The following is a 16,385-nucleotide window of genomic DNA, read 5'->3' on the forward strand; positions in this document are numbered from 1 at the left end:
TGCTCCTGATGTTCAGCTCGTTCCGACAGGCGATGACTTGGGTCCACACGTGGTTCGGGCTCGTGCTCGGGTTCGTGCTGATGGTCGTGTTCTTCTTCGGCTCGCTGTCGGTGTTCGACCGCGAGATCGACCGCTGGGCGATCCCGGAGACGCGCTTCGAGCCGCAGGTGATGCCGTCGTTCGACCGCGTGCTGCGCCCCATCTTCGAGCAGATCGAGCCAGAGAAAGACGAGCTCGACGCGGCTCGCGCCCGGGTCGGCGGTCCGCTCGAGCCCGAGCTGCCGCCCTTCTACTGGAGCGCTTACACGACGCACCGCGATCCGGTGCTCTCGATGTACGCCGAGTTCGCCGTGAAGAACAACCCGGAGGACCCGGACGATCACGTCCACGGCCATGTCACGATCGACCCGCGCAGCGGCAGGCGCCTGTCCGACGACCGGCTCAAGATCGGGAGCGACTTCTTCTACCCCATGCACATCAGCCTTCACCTCCACTGGCTGGACATCGGGTACTGGATCGTCGGGCTCGCTGCGCTGATCATGCTGGCGGCGCTCGTCAGCGGCGTCGTGATGCACAGGAAGCTCTTTCGAGAGTTCTTCACCTTCCGGCCCGAGAAGAACAGGCAGCGGAGCACGCTCGACCTGCACAACCTGACGGGCGTGGTGGCGTTGCCGTTCCACTTCATGTTCCCGCTCACCGGGCTCATCATCTTCGCGGGCATCTACTTTCCGGTCTCGCAGACGACGCTGAAGCCGCTCGCCGAGAAGCATGAAGCGATCACGGCGGCCGCCAAGCGGCTGCCTCACGACCCCGCGGGCGTGGAGGCTCCGCTTTCGTCGGTGGACGCGATGGTGGCGGAGGCCAAGCAGCGCTGGGCTCTGCGCGACATGCCCGGCGAGGTCGGTCTCCTGGAGCTGCACCATGTCGGTGATCGAAACGGCTACGTCAGCATCCATCGCGCCGGAAGCGACCGTGTCGCCCTCGTGGGTCAAGCCGTCCACTTCGAGGCGGCGACGGGCCGGGTGATCCGGGAGGAGCCGCCGCCGAGCGCCGTGTCCGGCGCCGCCGAGTTCCTGACGGGGCTCCACCTGCAGCACTTCGAGCACTGGCTGCTGCGCTGGCTCTACGTGTTCGGCGGGCTCTCTGGCTGCGTCTGCATCGCCACGGGTCTCTTGTTCTTCGTCGGTAAGCGCAAGCACAAGCACGCCGCTCAAGGCATCCACGGCGCGCGCGTCGTGGACGCCCTGGCCATCACGTCGATCACCGGCATGGTCGTCGCCACGCTCGCGATCCTGGTCGCGAACCGCGTCTTGCCGGTCGAGCTCGAGGACCGTGGCGCCTGGGAGGAACGCATGTTCTGGCTGACGTGGCTCTTCACGTTCGTTCACGCCGCGCTGCGCTCGGCGCCGGTCCAGCGCGCGCAGCTCGCTCCTGCCTGGCGGGAGCAATGTTACGCCATCGCCGGTCTCGCGCCGACCGCCGTGGTGCTCAACTGGATCACGACCGGCGACCACCTTGGACGCACCATCGCGCGAGGCTACTGGCCGGTCGCAGGGCTCGACCTGGCGCTGCTCGGCGCTGCGGCCGTGGCCCTGCTCGCAGCGCGCCGGCTGCGGCGCCGCGAGGCGAGCGAGGTCGAGGAGACGCCGACCGAGCCCCGGACGCGAGCGGTGGAGGTGGCGCATGTCTGATCTCGCGCTCCTGACGGCCGCTTTCGTGTGCGCCGTGTGCGGCATGGCGTGGCTCGCGCTCGCCATGAAGCCGCACTGGGCGCAGGTGCGGAGCGCGACGTCGCACACCGCTGCGGTCGCGCGCCGGCTGCGGGGCGCCGGGGCCGTCGCGCTGCTGCTGTCGCTCGCGGCCAGCCTCGGCGCGGATCACCCGTCGATGGCCCTGCTCGTCTGGGTGATGATGTTGAGCGTATCTGCGGTCATCGTCGCCATGACGCTCGCGTACTGGCCGAAGTGCTTGCTCTGGTTGAGCTGGTTGCCGGATGGATCCGGCAAGCCAACCGGGCTGATCGACGGTGGGTCCGTGTGGCAGAGCGGGCGCATGACGCGAGCTCGCTCCAGTTTTCCATCGGGCTCGACGCACGGCTGATGCGGCGGCCGATGGCGCGCTGAACGCTGCTCTCCGTGCGTTCGTGCGCGCCGGCGGCGCTGGACCCGGCCACCCTGAGGTGAAGTGAGGAACGAATGATCGACAACGAGAACGGAACGGCGCGTTTGCCGACGTCAGATGCCGTGCCCCGCTGGCTTCTCTACGCCGTATCCTTCTGGGGCGGCTTTCAGATCATGGTGCTGGAGATGTGCGGCTTCCGCGTGCTGCAGACGCACCTCGGCTCATCCGTGATCGTCACGGGCACCCTGCTGACCGTGTTCATGATCGTGCTCTCCGCCGGCTACTACGCGGGCGGCTTGCTCAGCCGCAAGCTCGGGACCGCCCGCGGTCTGTTCCGGATCCTGGCGGTCGGTGCGCTCTACACCGCGATCGTCACCTCCCTGCTGCTCGAGCCGATCAGCGCGCTCGGGCTCGCGCTCCGCGCATGGTTCGGGGCGCATCCGTTCCTGCAGGGCGGCGTGCCCGCGGCCGTGCTTTCGGTGCTGCTCTACGGACCCCCCGTGTTCTTGACCAGCATGATCTCGCCGTACTGGACCCACCTCCAGACGGTCGCCAGCGGCCAGGACGGGGCCGACGCCGGCCAGCAGTCGGGCTTCTTCATGGCGCTCTCCACGGTCGGCAGCATCGTCGGCACGATGGCGAGCTCCTACCTCCTGATCCCGTTCTTCGGCGTCGTCACGGCGGCCAGCGCGACCAACGCGATGCTGCTGCTGCTCGTGCTGGCCGGATGGCGCCTCACGTGCGCCCCCGCCCCCCGGCAGCTGGCCGTTCAAGCCTAGAGCAACAAACGGGTTGATCCCGCCTGAAACGAGCAGGACTTCGAACCGCCAAGACGCCAGGGACGCCAGGACATCATCTTCTTCTTGGCGTCCTTGGCGTCCTTGGCGTCTTGGCGGTTCATTTCTCGCTCGCTCGACGTGTTCGTCGTTCCAGGGGATACCCCCTGGGCCGCGTCCGCGCTGGTCAATAGGCCACCGCTCCGCCGCCGCCCCGTGGGACGTCGGCGACCGCTCGCAGCTCGCCGCTCGCTGGATCGCGCTCGATGCAATTCGCGTGACCGATGCTCGGCTCCACCGTCATGCGGTGCCCCTTGCTTCGCAGCGCCGCGAGCGTGCTCTCGGGCACACCCGCCTCGTGGAAGCTCTCGTCCGGCAGCCACTGGTTGTGGATGCGCGGCGCGGCCACGGCGTCTTTCAAGCTCCTGCCGTGATCGATGATCTGCATCAGGAGCTGCGCGACGGTGGTCGTGATGGTGGGGCCACCGGGTGATCCGAGCACCGCGCGGAGCTGCCCGTCGCGCACGACGATGGTGGGCGACATGCTGCTCGCCATGCGCTTGCCGGGCTCGATGGCGTTCGGCGTCCCCTGCACCAGGCCCGCCATGTTGGCCGCGCCGGGCTTGGCCGCGAAATCATCCATCTCGTTGTTCAGCGTCACCCCCGTGCCAGGGATCTGCACCAGCGCTCCGAAGTCGCCGTTGAGCGTGAAGGTGTTGGCCACGGCCATGCCCGTGGCATCGACGATCGAGAAATGCGTCGTGTGCCGCGGCTCGGCGACGGCCGCGCCGCCCCGGATCTCGAGCGAGGGCGTCGCGCGCTCGGGATCGATGTCCGCGACGCGGCGGGCCGTGCGCTCTGGATCGAGCAGCTCCGCCCGCGGGATGCTGACGAAATCGGGATCGCCGACCCAGCGATTGCGCTCGGCGAACGTGCGCCGCAACACCTCGATGTACAGGTGGATGCGCTTCGGGGAGTCGTAGTCGAGCTGCCCCATGTTCAGCCGATCGGCGGCCGTCAAGATCTGCGCGAGCACGACGCCGCCGCTCGACGGCGGCGGCATGCTGATGATCTCGTGCCCGTGGTACGTGAACCTCACGGGCTCGCGCTCGACGGCGCGGTAGTCCGCCAGATCCTTCGCCGTCCAGATGCCGCCCATCGCCCGCACCCCCTCGGCCATGCGCTGGGCGAGCGGGCCCGTGTAGAACGCCCGAGCGCCGCCCTCGGCGATCGCGGCGAGCGTGTCGGCGAGCTCCGGCTGCCGCCACACCTCCCCGACGGCATGGCTCGTCCCGGGCGCCTTCTCGAACGTGGCGAGGGTCGACGTCAGCGCTGCGCGGAGGGCGCGCGCCTCGGCGCCGTCGCTCGGGAGCTCCTTCAGGTGGTTTGCGTACTCGTGCATCAAGCCGGTGCCGTGACCGAGGTCGCGGACCTGAAACGCATCCAACCGGACACCGTGGCGCGCCAGCGCGATCGCGGGCGCCACGAGCTCCGACCACGGCAGCGATCCCCAGCGCTCGTGCGCCAGCGCGAGCCCCGCCACGACGCCCGGAATGCCCGCCGAGCGCGGCCCCACCTGCCCCGCATCGGTGACCTCGCCCTTCGCGTCGAGGAACATGTCGCGATGCGACGCGCCCGGCGCGACCTCGCGGTAGTCGATGGCGCTGCTGCGTCCGTCGGGCAAGCGCACCAGCATGAAGCCCCCGCCTCCGACGTTGGCCGCCGACGGGTACGTCACGCCGAGCGCGAACGCGACGGCGATGGCCGCGTCCACGGCGTTGCCGCCGCGCCTGAGCACCGACTCGCCGACGGCGCTCGCGCGGGCCTCGGCGCTGCTCACGGCGCCGCGCATGCCGGCGGCGAACGCCCGCGCCGGGCGCTCGGCCGGCAGCGCGGCGCTCGCCTGCGCGTCGGGCGCCGGCGGCGCCGCGGGCGGCACGCCGCTCGAGCACCCGATCCAGAAACACGCGACGTATGCGACGCGCCAGAGCATCGAGCGGCCCTTGCGAGGGACGCTCGCGCTCGCTGGGCGTCCGCTGGGCCGCCCTTCTCCCACGTTCATGCTCCAAGCCCTTTCGGGTAGCCAAGGTTTCAGCCAGCCATCTCGACCATCGATGCGCCGTTGCTGATGGAGCGCTGGCCCAGCCGCGCTGGACATTTCACGGCGCCGGCAGACGCTCGTGGACGGCCTCCAGCACCTCCAGCAGCGGCTCGTGCTGATTGGCGTGGCCGAGCGCGCGCATGCGCGCGTAGAGCGCGGCGAGCTCCGCCCACGGCGAGCGCGGCGCCACATCGGCGAGGTCAGGCTCGCGCGCGGACTGCAAATAGCGCGCGGCCGCGTCCAGCGTGCCGGGTCCGAGCGGGTCCGACACCTCGCTGAGCAGCGCCGTCAGCGGGCCCATGTGCAGGAAGCCCTTGTCGCCCGTCTCCCGCCACTCGGCGAGGTGCCGCGCCAGCAAGCGCTCGAGCACGGGGCGCGGCGCGCGCGAGAGCGCCGACGGCGGGAGCGCGGCCTGCGCGCCGGCCTCCTCGACGGCGGAGTAGATGGCGCGCTCGTTGCCCTTGAGCTCGATCAGGAAGTCCGGCGTCCAGGCGTCGGTGAACGGCCGATACCGCCCGTTCCCGGGGTCGACGGCGAAGGTGCTGTACAGGGCCAGCCCAGCGGCCGCCTTGAGCGGCGCTGGACTGCTGCCGTGACGCCATTCTCGCTCGAGCTCGGTCCTGAACCGCTCGATCGTCATGTCCTCGGCGAACGTGTAGATGGCGTTGAAGAACGTGTTCTCGAACAGCTGCTCGAAGCCGGCGGCGCGCAAGGTGGCCTGCAGGTGGCGGATCGCGCGGAACGGCTCACCGGCGCTGCCGGTCTCGAACGGTACGTCGTTCATGTTCGTGTTGATGAACACGCTGCCGCGCGGGCTGAGCCGGCGGCGGACGAGCTCGAAGAACTGCTGGGTGATGCAGTGGCTCGGGATGAACTCGCCGGCGAACAGATCGACGATGATCAGGTCGAAGGTCTCGACCGATTCCATGAGAAAGACGCGCGCGTCCGCCGTCACGAGCCGCGCCACGCCCGGGTTCACGCCGAACACCCGCGTGGCCACCTCGTGCACCTTCGGATCGAGGTCGACGCCCGTCAGCGCTGCCCCGGGGAACGCGAGCTCGAGGCCGCGCAGCGCGCCGCCGGCCGCGGACCCCAGCACGAGCACCTTCTCCGGCGGCTTCACGAGCCCGGAGATGAAGTACATGTCACCCTCGAGATCCCAGAGCGGCTGCTCCGGGAACAGCATCGAGTGCATGTACACGCGCGACGGATGATACGTGAGCATACGGCGGCCCGCGGCGTCCTCGGTCTGGTACACCTCGAGCTCGCCGTAGTGCGACTCGGCGCGGTACACGAGGCTCGGATCGGCCGGCGGTGAGCGGAAGCCAGAGACGAACATCGCCACCGCCGTGGCGCCCAGCACCCCGGCGGCGCGCATCCGGCGCGCCCCGGACGAGCGCGCATCGCTGGCGATCCAGGCCGCGGAGGCGAGCCCGAAGGACACGACGCTCGTCACGAGGACGGTCCAGCGCACGCCCACCAGCGGCACCGCCACGTACGAGCTGAGCATGGTGCCGGCGATGCTGCCGATGGTGGAGAGCGACATGAAGAAGCCCGCCTCGACGCCGGCGTCGCGGGCGCCGGCGCCGCGCGAGGCGGCGGCGGGCGAGCGCGCCGCGCGCAGCCGGATCAAGAACGGCGAGATCATGCTGGTGACGAGCACGGGAGGGCCGTACAGCACCAATGTGAGCAGCGCGGCCGGCACGATCGGCTGCAGGAACGGCTGGGCCTCCAACGCGTTGCGCACATCGAGCCCCAGGTTCCCCAGCGACTCGAGCCATGGGCCGTGGCCGACCGCGGCGTACAGCGCCGCGGTGAGCAACAGCCCGAACAGGCCGCGCGGCTCCTGCCCCCAGCGCGCGCTGAGCCTGCCGCCGAGGTAATACCCGGCCGAGAGCAGCACCATGTACAGGGTGAGCAGGGTGCCGGTGATGAACACGGACGACCCCAGGTAGGTCGTGAGCATCCGCAGCCCGCAGATCTCCAGCGCCATGATCTGCAGGCCACCGCAGAACGAGATGCCGAGCAGCAGCCGGGGCGGCACCGCGCTCACGGTGGAGGGCTCGATATCGGCGCGGGGGGACGGTTCGAGAGCGGCCATGTCTTACTCCAGCCACGGGTTGCGAAGCGGGCGGACGCTCGCGATCTCGCCGCGCGACAGCTGCTCGATCTGCCGCTTGAGCGTGTCGGCGATGACGTCGCCAGCGGGGGTGTAGTCGAGCGCGCGCTGGTAGGCGGCTCTCGCTTTCTCTGGCGAGCCACGCTCGAGCAGCAGGTTGCCGAGCTCGAACGAAGCGCGCGTGTCTTGCGGATAGATGGCCGCGATCTCCTCCAGCAGCGCGGCCACCGTGTCGAGATCCGGCGGGTTCGCCGCCTGCGCCTCCGAGATGCGCACCCAGCGGCGGTCGGCCCTCAGCCACGGGATCTGGAACTCGCCCTGGAAGACCATCAGGTTGCCGAAGCGCGCGACGGGCTCCCTGTCGCGAAACACCGCCTTGTCGTAGCTCGGCCGTGGCGACATCTCGCGCGTGACCATGAACACCGTTCCGCTCAAGCGATCCGAGTCGCTCGGATCCTCCAGCGAGTCGAAGACCAGGCCGCGCGCCTCGGCCTCCTCCCCGGCGACGCCGTAGTAGTCGTACGCGCGCTGCCCTGTTCCGCGGACGTGCTCGTCGTAGTAGGCGGCGAGCTCCCGCGCGCGCTGGCTGTTGTCGAGGCCGTCATCCGCGAAATAGCGCCAGGCCTCGCTGCTCCCACCGACGAGCTCGTTGTAGTACTCCCAGGGCCGCATGCGCGGCCACGCCGAGACGAGCGCTCCGAGCAACGCGACCGCGGCCCCCGCCCGCCACCACTTCGGGCCCCCGCTCGCCGCGTGGACCACCGCGAGCGCCGCCAGCACGCTGGCCACGATGACGACCGGCAGGGCGTGGCGGATGCCGGCGTACCCCGAGTTGCCGCGCATCAAGAAGCACAGGTAGAAGGCGCCCCAGCCGAGCCACACGAGGCCCGCGCCGCGCCACGCCGGGGTGCCGCCGCGGCGCGCGAGGAGCACGACGCCCGCGATCGCCAGCGCGAGCACGCCGAGCGGGATCTTCACCAGCAGGACGGCGGGGAACGTGTACCAGGGCGTGGTGCCCTGAAACAGCTTGCCGAGGACGAACAGCGAGTCGTGCCGACCGTCGATGCCGGCCCGCAGGATATCTGCCAGTCCCCAGATATAGGCGCGCGGCAAGAGGTGCCCCTCCGCGGCGAGCCCGAGCAGGGCTCGGTGGGTCGGCGATGAGAGGTCGGCGATCTTGCTCGCCAGCGGGCGGTTGAAGGTGACGACCGAGGCATCGACGCCCGGCGACTCGAGGAAGCGAAAGCCGTAGAAGGCCCACAGGATCACGTAGGCGCCGGCGAACACGGCTGCGACGCGCCCCGCTCGGCCGAGCCGCGCCCCGCCGCCGCGCGGCTCCGCGAGCCAGATGGCCGGTATGGCGAGCAGCGCGAGCCCGAGCGCGGGCACGAGACCCGAGTGCTTGCTGGCCAGCGTGAGCCCGAGACACAGCGACAGGAGCGCGAGATCGCCGGCGCGCCACGTGCGGAGCGCCACCATGGCCTGCAAGAACACGATGCTGGACAGGAGCGCGAGCGGCAGGTCCGTGAGCACGACGGGCATATGGGCGACGATGCTCGGGTCGAGCACCAGGAACGCGAGGGCCGCCAGGCTCACGGCTGCGCCGAACACGCGCCTCACCGAGAGCGCCATGCCGAGCAGCATGAGCGCGCTCAGCGCCAGCACGGCGATCCGCACGCGTCGCTGGACGACGTCGGGATCGTTGAGCCGGTAGACCGCCTCGTTGATGAACGCGCGCTCCGCCTCCTTGTCCTCCATCGGACGAAACGCGGGCATGGCAAAGCGCGCTTCGGGCAGCGCCATGCCGACCCAGAGCTTGAGCAGCGGCGGGTGCTCCGGGTTGAGGCGAAAATCCCCCGTGCGCGCATAGGAAGCGCCTGCAGCCGCGTGCCACGCCTCGTCGATCTGGAAGCTGTCGCGCGAGGTGGTGATCCAGGATCGAGCCAGCCCCGCCACGAGCAGCAACGCCAGCAAGAGCCCATACGGCAGCGGTCGACCAAGGGCGCCCATCCAGCCGCCACCGGGAGCGGGCGCTGGGGTGATGGCTCTGGAAACCATTCGAATCTTCGCTCGCTACGCCCCGGGGTTCTCGTCGCCGGGCAGCGTCGGGCGGAGCTTCTACCCCGTTTCCAGGAACGCCGTCCAGCTAGTTGTAAGTGATTTTTATTTTCATTAGAACGCCGAGGCCAGCACACATCTGACCACGCTTGGCTACAGATCGATCTGTGGAAAACCTGTGTCTAAGCGTGCCGAAGGGCCGCCGTCGGGTGGTGTCGGGCTCGGCGTTCCAGCGTTTCCCGGGAAAGGCGTCCGGCTACTTGAAATCGATTCTGGTTTTCATTATCATGTGCGGACCTCGGTGCGGAACCACGCCCTCGCTCACCCCCCGGACGTCTCGATCGTCGTGCCGTGCTTCAACGAAGCCCATCGGCTGGACGTGGCGGCCTTCGGGGCGTACCTCCGCGCGCACCCAGGCGTAGAGTTCATCTTCGTCAACGACGGCAGCACCGACGGCACGCTCGGCGTGCTCGCTTCCATCGAGAGCGCGTATCCCTCCCAGGTCGAGGTCGTCGACCTGCACCCGAACCAGGGCAAGGCGCAAGCCGTGCGCGCAGGAATGCAGCGCGCGCTCTCGCGGGAAGCCCTCTATGTCGGCTACTTCGACGCCGACCTCGCGACGCCGCTCGACGCCATCGGAGAGCTCATGGAGGTGCTGGACACCGCTCCGAAGATCGACATCGCGGTGGGGGCGCGCGTCGCGCTCCTGGGCCGCCAGATCACCCGTAGAGCGACGCGTCACTACGCAGGGCGTGTGTTCGCCACGGCCGCGAGCCTCGTGCTCGGGGTGCCCGTCTATGACACACAGTGCGGCGCGAAGCTGTTTCGCGCCAACGCGATGACGAACGAGCTGTTCAGACGGCCGTTCAGGTCTCGGTGGATCTTCGACGTCGAGATCTTCGCTCGACACCTCGCCGCGTCGCGACGAAAGGACGGCATCTACGAGCTCCCGCTGCGGCGCTGGACCGACGTCGGCGAGTCGCGCGTCAAGCTCACCGACTTCGTCCGCGCGATCGGTGAGATGGCGATGATCGCGCAAGAGTACCGCCTTCGCCGGGGGAGCGGCATCCTCCAGCTCGTGAGCGCCCCGTTCTTGCGTTACATCGGCGCGGGCGGTGTCGGAACGCTCTTCCACTACGCCGTGCTCACGCTCAGCGTCGAGCTCTTCGGCGCGAGCCCGACGCTCTCAACCGTCCTTGGCGCGCTCGTCGGCGCGTTCGTCAACTACCAGCTGAACTATCACCTGACCTTCGTGAGCGTCGCGCCCCATCGCTCCACGCTGCGAGCCTACCTCCTGGTCGCTTGCCTCACGACGGCGTTGAGCGGGTTCGGCATGAGCTACCTGGTGTCGGGGCACGGGGTGCATTACCTCCTGGCACAGATCGCCTGCACCGCGGTGGTGCTCGTCGTGGGCTACGTGTTGAACAAGTCCTGGACGTTCGCGGCGCAGGGGAAGCGGTCTTCCCGCGCGCCGGAGGCTTCCAACGCCCGTGAGCTCGAGACCGAGTCGAGCGTCTCCCAGCAGCCGAGGTGATCCGGAGAATGCGCACAGCACCTGTCTTGAGCCTGGGGGCACCGAAGCGGAGCGTGACACCGTGCTGCCTTCCGAGGTCCTCGTCGTGAGCGCCGCGGCTGAGACGCTCGACACGGCGCCGCTGCCAGACTTCGGTGAGCACGTCGCGCTGCGCGCCGAGCCCTGCTCGGCGCCCGAGCTGTTTCGGGCGCTGTTCGTGGACCCGGAGGAGCACGCGCACTACCTGAAGCCGGCGTTCGAGCTCGCGACGGCGGCGCTGGCGCTGGACGTGGCGGTGCCGGACGCCGCGGGCCCGGGCGAGCTCGTGGACGCGCTGACGGCGATGGGCGCGGTGGAGGTGCCCGAGCTCGAGGCGCGCCCGGCGACGAGCTGGGCGGCGCGGGTGGTGCGCGAGCTCGCGCCCCTGGGCCTGTCGGACGGCGCGTGGCTGCGCGGCTTCGTGCAGGCGAACGCGATCGAGGACGAGGTGGGCATGCGCATGCTGCGGCAGATGATGCTGCGCCTGGGCGACCCCGGCACCAGCGAGGGCCACGCGGCCCGCTTCGCCGCCTTGCTCAGGAGCCTCGGCACGCCCCCCGAGAGCATCACGCGCTGGGAATGGGACGAGTCCGCCCCCTGCGCCGACATCTCCTACGAGCACGCGCTGCTCGGCCTCTGCCTCGGCTTCTTCCCCTCGTCGTTCTCGCTCGAGACGCTCGGCTTCAACCTGTGGATGGCCGCCGTCGGCCCTTGCCCGCTGCTCGACGCCCTCGCGACCGGCCTGCGCCAGCGCGGCGCCGACCTGCGCTACCTCGAGCAGACGGAGCGCGCCACCCTCGCCGACCTCGCGCGCCAGGCCATCGCGCACGCGCTCGCCGAGTCCGACACGCCGCTTCGCCGCCGCCGCGTCGCCCGCGGCCTCGCCGCCGCGCGCGCCTCCTACCTCCGCTGGCAGGACGCGATGCTCGGCCGCAACATCCCCTTTTCGCCTCGGGACTTCGTCCTCGATGGCATCCGGCGCAAGGCGCGCTTCGCGATCGAGCACCACCGCGACATCCGGCTCGCCAGGTGCAGCGTCGCCGAGCTGCTCGCCCAGGGCGGCGACGCGCACGAGCTCTTGCTCGACAGGCTCGCCGCCTCGAAGCTCGTCAAGCCCGGCGACCCGGACAACAGCCGCTTCATCAGCCACTCGATCACCATCGATGGCCCGATGTTCGACGCCTTCACCCCCGCCGAGAAGCTCGACCTGCGCGAGTGGATCGAGCGCCTCGGTGAGCCGGCCCCCTCTCCCCGACAAGCGCCGGTCCCCCTCGCCGGGCGCTATACCCCGCCGCAGGACCCGGACGATCTCGAGCGCTTCGCCTTCGGGCGTTACGGGGAGCTCTCCAACAACGACCTCTACCACCGCTTCGCCAACGCCGACCTCCACCCCGCGATCCTCCTCTTCGGCAGGGCGTATGTCGCGCAGATCTTCGAGCGCCTGGGCGAGGCGCTCGACGGCGACCCGCGCCTCAACTCCATGACCAACCCTCCGTACTCGGAGCGCGCCGCGGCGGAGATGGTGGCCGCGCAGTACCAGAAGAACGTGCGCTCGCGCGCGAGCGCCCCCGAACCGAACCCCACGGGCGAGCCCGAGGAGCCGCGCATCACGCAGGTGTTCGACGGCTCCTGGCTGCAGGGCTTCGCGGACGTGCGGCGCTCGGAGCTCGAGGAGTACGGCTGGCTGTTCCGCATCTATGCCTCCGAGCACGGGGACGGCGACCTGGCCTGGAACCATTGCCAGATCTTCCGGCGCGCGTTCTCCGAAGCGGGGCCGGACATGATGCTGCCGAAGACGGACCGCCGCTTCTACGACCTGTTCGAGATAGGCCACGCCTCGCTGGCGACGTTCGCCATCTCGATGAACACCCAGCGCTTCCTGCCCGAGATCCTGGGCCTGAACCTGGCGATCGAGGCCACCGGCGTCGGCGGCATGTACCTCGACCAGTGGAAGAACGCGAGGAAGAACGGCGAGCACTGGAAGGCTCTCGCCCATCGGCTGCACAACAGCATCGACAACCACGCCGACGGCCACACGAAGTGGTCGCTGGCCGCTGTGCAAGCGTACATGCGCCGCGTCCAGGAGGTCGCCCCCCTGGAGGTCGAGCGGCAGTGGCGCCGCATCTGGAGGCCCTGGCGTTGCCAGGACATCCTCATGCACGGCAGCGAGGCGGAGCGCGCCGCGCTCGCGGAGCTGCTCGACGTGACCAGCCTGGCGCCCACCTGAAGGCGCGAGCTCACCGGGAACGAGCCTCATGAACCGTCTCCAGCGCATCCAACGTGTGGCGTCGAACAGGCCCGGAGGCCGTAGGTCCTCGTCATGAAAGGAATCGAGCGAGTCGGCGCCATCGGCGTCCGCGAGTTCCACGCGCGCTTCGTCGCGCCCGAAATTCCGGTGATCCTGACCCGGATGATCGACGACTGGCCCGCGTCGCGGCGCTGGACGCCGGCCTACTTTCAAGAGCGCTTCGGCGACGTGACGCTCGATGTGGAGCTCCTGCAGAACGGCCGGCCCGGCGAGAACTCGAGCTACCTCGAGTCGATGGTCACCCGGTCGATGACGATCGCCGAGTACATCGATCTTGCTGGCCGCCGGGACGATGGCAGCATCTATGCCGCGCAGCAGCCGCTCCGTACGCTCCTGCCGGACGCCGTGCGCGACATCCGGCCGATACCGTACCTGTCCCGCGTGCTGTGCCGCGCCGCCGGCACGTCCGAGCTGCTCTGGATCGGCTCGCGCGGCTGCGCCTCCGGTCTGCATTTCGACAAGGCCCACAACTTCAACATCCAGCTGTACGGCAGGAAGAGGTGGGTCATCTTCCCGCGCGAGCAACAGCCGCTCCTCTACGTGCCGTCCACGCTGCCGAAGGACCATTTCAGCCCGATCGATTTCGATCGGCCCGACCACGAGCGCTTTCCGCGCTACCGCGACGCGACGCCGATCGAGTTCGACATCGGGCCCGGAGAGACGCTGTTCTTGCCTGTCGGATGGGTGCACCACGTGAGGACCCTCGAGTTCTCCATCGGGCTCAACCTGTGGTGGCTGACGTGGCGCCAGGCCGCGCGCTGGGCTCCCGGCTTCCTGCGCGGAAAGCTCGCTGCGGCGTGGGCGTCGGCCACGACCCCCACCCTGCAGGAAGCGAGGAACGAATGAGCGAGCGTGACGCACCGACACCGGAGTTCGGGGAAGGCGTCGCGCGGCGCGACGCTGCGTGCACGCCGCGTGAGCTCTTCTGCGCGCTGTTCGCCGACCTCGAGCGCTCCGTGCATTTCCTTGCGCCGGCGTTCGAGCTCGCGCGATCGCTGCTCTCACCGGAGCACGCGCCGCTCGACGCCGAGCTCACCCTGGCGACGTCGGCTCCCGATGCCGTGCCGGCGGGCGCGTTCACCGAACGGCTGGAGCGCTCGGGCCGTGTTCCGGCCGCGCCGCTCGATGGCCGCCCCGCGACGAGCTGGCCGGCGCGGGTGGTGCGCGAGCTCGCGCCCCTGGGCCTGTCGGACGGCGCGTGGCTGCGCGGCTTCGTGCAGGTGAACATGGTCGAGAGCGAGGTGGGCATGCGCATGCTGCGGCAGATGATGCTGCGCCTGGGCGACCCCGGCACCAGCGAGGGCCACGCGGCCCGCTTCGCCGCCTTGCTCAGGAGCCTCGGCACGCCCCCCGAGAGCATCACGCGCTGGGAGTGGGACGAGTCCGCCCCCTGCGCCGACATCTCCTACGAGCGCGCGCTGCTCGGGCTCTGCCTCGGCCTCTTCCCCTCGTCGTTCTCGCTCGAGACGCTCGGCTTCAACCTGTGGATGGCCGCCGTCGGCCCTTGCCCTCTGCTCGACGCCCTCGCCCCGAGCCTGCGCCAGCGCGGAGCCAACCTGCGCTACCTCGAGCAGACGGAGCGCTCCACCCTCGCCGACCTCGCGCGAGAGGCCATCGTCCACGCGCTCGCCGAGTCCGACACGCCGCTTCGCCGCCGCCGCATCGCCCGCGGCCTCGCCGCCGCGCGCGCCTCCTACCTCCGCTGGCAGGACGCGATGCTCGGCCGCAACGTCCCCTTGTCGCCTCGGGACTTCGTCCTCGAGGGCATCCGGCGCAAGGCGCGCTTCGCGATCGAGCACCACCGCGACGTCCGGCTCGCCAGGTGCAGCGTCGCCGAGCTGCTCGCCCAGGGGGGCGACGCGCACGAGCTCTTCCTCGACAAGCTCGCCGCCTCCAGGCTCGTCAAGCCCGGCGACCCGGACAACAGCCCCTTCATCAACCACTCGATCACCATCGATGGCCCGATGTTCGACGCCTTCACCGCCGCCGAGAAGCTCGACCTGCGCGAGTGGATCGAGCGCCTCGGTGAGCCGACGCCGTCCGCCCGACAAGCGCCGGTCCCGCTCGCCGGGCGCTATACCCCGCCGCAGGACCCGGGCGACCTCGAGCGCTTCGCCCTCGAGCGTTACGGGGAGCTCTCCAACAACGACCTCTACTACTGCTTCGCCAACGCCGACCTCCACCCCGCGATCATCGTGTTCGGCCGGATCTTCGTCGCCGGAGCGCTGGAGCGTCTGTGTCAGGCGCTCGACAACGACCCGCGGCTCGGTTCGATGAACCCGCCCCGGTACTCGGAGCGCGCCGCGGCCGAGATGGTGGCCGAGCAGCACGAGAAGAACGTGCGCTCACGCAGCAAGGTCGCGCCCGAGGCCGAGCGGCAACCGGGCAGCGGCGGCCCGACGAACCCCATCGCCGCCATCTTCGATGGTTGCTGGCTGCAGGGCTTCGCGGACGTGCGGCGCTCGGAGCACGAGGAGTACGGCTGGCTGTTTCGCATCTACGCCTCCGAACACGGGGACGGAGAGCTCGAATGGAATCACGACCTGATCTTCCGCCGGGCGCTCACCGAGCTCGGTCCCGACGTGATGTTGCCAAAGACGGATCGCCGGCTCTATGACCTGTTCGCGATCGGCGTTGGCTCGGTGGCGACGCTCGCGGTGTCGCTGAACACCCAGCGCTTCCTGCCGGAGATCCTGGGGCTGAACCTCGGGATCGAGGCCACCGGCGTCGGCGGCGAGTACCTGGACAACTGGAAGGTGGCCCGCGCCGAGGGCCCCGGCTCGCACTACAAGGCGCTCGCGGCGCGGCTCCACAACAGCATCGACAACTATGCCGATGGTCACACGAAATGGTCGCTCGCAGCCGTGCAGGCGTTCATGCGTCGGGTGAAGGAGGCAGCGCCCTCCCAGCTCGACGCGCAGTGGCGCCGCATCTGGCGGCTCTGGCGCTGCCAGGACATTTTCACCCACGGCACCGAGATCGAGAAGCAGGCGCTCGCCGAGCACTTCGGCGTGACGAGCCTTGCGCCGACGGGCTGAAGACCTCCGGAGAGAGCTCGACCTCAACCGGAGTTACACACACGTTGAAATCATTCGGCTCGATGTTCGCCGAAATGCGAGGAATTTCTGTCGTTGCAAATGAAAATGAAAGTCATTATAGTCGCCGTTGTGAGCCGTAGGGCCACGGGCCACCGGGTGAGCTGAACGGAAGGCCAGTCCCTGGCGCGCTGGTGTCGCGGGCGCGACGGCGGCGAGGACGACGCGTCTTCGATGCCGCCGATACACGGGGTGCGGCTGCGTTCGCGCGACACCCCGAGCAGGGGATTGACAACATGCTGTGCTCGCACGCGC

10 protein-coding genes are annotated in these 16,385 nt (G+C 69.8%); 7 read left to right on the top strand and 3 right to left on the bottom strand.

Features of this window, described 5'->3' with window-relative positions:
• Positions 1 to 8 precede the first annotated feature (8 nt).
• From WMF24_RS43195 to WMF24_RS43205, 3 genes are all read left to right on the top strand, one after another.
• Positions 9 to 1,691, top strand: a complete 1,683-nt coding sequence (locus WMF24_RS43195; protein ID WP_437733311.1) for a PepSY-associated TM helix domain-containing protein — start codon at positions 9 to 11, stop codon at positions 1,689 to 1,691.
• Entirely contained in the window at positions 1,684 to 2,100 is a 417-nt protein-coding gene (locus WMF24_RS43200) for a DUF3325 domain-containing protein (protein ID WP_437733312.1), read from the top strand. Before WMF24_RS43195 ends, WMF24_RS43200 begins: the two co-directional genes overlap by 8 nt.
• Before the next feature lie 95 nt (positions 2,101 to 2,195).
• Entirely contained in the window at positions 2,196 to 2,900 is a 705-nt protein-coding gene (locus WMF24_RS43205; protein WP_437733313.1) for a fused MFS/spermidine synthase, read from the top strand.
• Between the two features lie 184 nt (positions 2,901 to 3,084).
• On the opposite strand, the gene ggt is transcribed toward WMF24_RS43205, so the two are convergent.
• From ggt to WMF24_RS43220, 3 genes are all read right to left on the bottom strand, one after another.
• On the bottom strand, positions 3,085 to 4,890 hold the full coding sequence (gene ggt / locus WMF24_RS43210; RefSeq protein WP_437733314.1) for a gamma-glutamyltransferase: 1,806 nt from the start codon (positions 4,888 to 4,890) through the stop codon (positions 3,085 to 3,087).
• A gap of 166 nt (positions 4,891 to 5,056) precedes the next feature.
• Positions 5,057 to 7,099: a fused MFS/spermidine synthase gene (locus WMF24_RS43215; protein WP_437733315.1), complete on the bottom strand. Its 2,043-nt coding sequence runs from the start codon at positions 7,097 to 7,099 to the stop codon at positions 5,057 to 5,059.
• A gap of 3 nt (positions 7,100 to 7,102) precedes the next feature.
• Positions 7,103 to 9,127, bottom strand: coding sequence for a tetratricopeptide repeat protein (locus WMF24_RS43220; protein WP_437733316.1), 2,025 nt, complete (start codon positions 9,125 to 9,127; stop codon positions 7,103 to 7,105).
• Positions 9,128 to 9,476: 349 nt separating this feature from the next.
• On the opposite strand from WMF24_RS43220, the gene WMF24_RS43225 reads away from it, so the two are divergent.
• The 4 genes from WMF24_RS43225 to WMF24_RS43240 all read left to right on the top strand — a co-directional run bounded on the left by WMF24_RS43225 (position 9,477) and on the right by WMF24_RS43240 (position 16,073).
• Positions 9,477 to 10,709, top strand: coding sequence for a glycosyltransferase (locus WMF24_RS43225; RefSeq protein ID WP_437733317.1), 1,233 nt, complete (start codon positions 9,477 to 9,479; stop codon positions 10,707 to 10,709).
• 61 nt (positions 10,710 to 10,770) lie between these two features.
• Entirely contained in the window at positions 10,771 to 12,954 is a 2,184-nt protein-coding gene (locus tag WMF24_RS43230; RefSeq protein ID WP_437733318.1) for an iron-containing redox enzyme family protein, read from the top strand.
• A gap of 93 nt (positions 12,955 to 13,047) precedes the next feature.
• The gene (locus tag WMF24_RS43235; protein ID WP_437733319.1) at positions 13,048 to 13,881 is read left to right on the top strand and encodes a cupin-like domain-containing protein; all 834 of its coding nucleotides are present in this window, start codon (positions 13,048 to 13,050) and stop codon (positions 13,879 to 13,881) included.
• Positions 13,878 to 16,073 (top strand): iron-containing redox enzyme family protein, encoded by a 2,196-nt coding sequence (locus tag WMF24_RS43240; protein WP_437733320.1) that lies wholly within the window; start codon positions 13,878 to 13,880, stop codon positions 16,071 to 16,073. Before WMF24_RS43235 ends, WMF24_RS43240 begins: the two co-directional genes overlap by 4 nt.
• Positions 16,074 to 16,385 lie beyond the last annotated feature (312 nt).

Source organism: Sorangium sp. So ce1335, assembly GCF_051521615.1.
Taxonomy (GTDB): domain Bacteria; phylum Myxococcota_A; class Polyangia; order Polyangiales; family Polyangiaceae; genus Sorangium.

Bases quoted from the DNA above. Each gene is read 5' to 3' on its own strand.
- ggt (WP_437733314.1), bottom strand. From the start codon at position 4,890: ATGCTCTGGCGCGTCGCATACGTCGCGTGTTTCTGGATCGGGTGCTCG.
- WMF24_RS43220 (WP_437733316.1), bottom strand. From the start codon at position 9,127: ATGGGCGCCCTTGGTCGACCGCTGCCGTATGGGCTCTTGCTGGCGTTG.
- WMF24_RS43215 (WP_437733315.1), bottom strand. From the start codon at position 7,099: ATGGCCGCTCTCGAACCGTCCCCCCGCGCCGATATCGAGCCCTCCACC.
- WMF24_RS43200 (WP_437733312.1), top strand. From the start codon at position 1,684: ATGTCTGATCTCGCGCTCCTGACGGCCGCTTTCGTGTGCGCCGTGTGC.
- WMF24_RS43240 (WP_437733320.1), top strand. From the start codon at position 13,878: ATGAGCGAGCGTGACGCACCGACACCGGAGTTCGGGGAAGGCGTCGCG.
- WMF24_RS43195 (WP_437733311.1), top strand. From the start codon at position 9: ATGTTCAGCTCGTTCCGACAGGCGATGACTTGGGTCCACACGTGGTTC.
- WMF24_RS43235 (WP_437733319.1), top strand. From the start codon at position 13,048: ATGAAAGGAATCGAGCGAGTCGGCGCCATCGGCGTCCGCGAGTTCCAC.
- WMF24_RS43205 (WP_437733313.1), top strand. From the start codon at position 2,196: ATGATCGACAACGAGAACGGAACGGCGCGTTTGCCGACGTCAGATGCC.